Source organism: Paenibacillus sp. EKM10P (assembly GCF_011800655.1).
Lineage (GTDB): Bacteria > Bacillota > Bacilli > Paenibacillales > Paenibacillaceae > Paenibacillus > Paenibacillus polymyxa.
Genome location: NZ_JAALET010000078.1, coordinates 1 through 463 on the forward strand (window position 1 = coordinate 1; position 463 = coordinate 463).

The 463-nt window shown below is 51.2% G+C and carries 1 protein-coding gene; it reads right to left on the bottom strand.

Annotated elements, in window-relative coordinates:
- Positions 1 to 463 (bottom strand): condensation domain-containing protein (locus HFE01_RS26480; protein ID WP_243208318.1); only part of this gene is annotated, 463 nt, incomplete at both ends.

Genomic DNA, 463 nt, shown 5'->3' on the forward strand with positions numbered 1-463 from the left:
TCGCTTCTCCCCGAACGGCCTGCTCATATCCAGTCGCAAAATCCTCAAACACAATCCGCCATGAAATGCCGTCTACAGCCAAATGGTGAATCGCAATCAGTAAATGATCTCCATCCGTGCAGCGGAAAAGTCCCAACTTCACCAACGGTCCTTCATCCAGATGAATCGAGCTTTGAATGGCATTGGCCTTCGTTTCAATGGTTGCTGCCACCTCTGCAAGGGTTGGCATATCTGTCAAATCCACAACGTCCAGATGATACAGCTCGCCTTCATTCAAACCGCGATTCCACGCTTCATAGCCCTGTTCGGTCTGACGGAAGACCATACGCAAGGCATCATGATGCTCCGTCAGCTTGGTCATCGTTTGACGCAATGCGGCTGCATCGAAGCCTTCTGCTCGATGCAGCATCACCGACTGGTTAAAATAATGCGGCTCTGCCGAGGCTTGTCCAAAGAACCACTG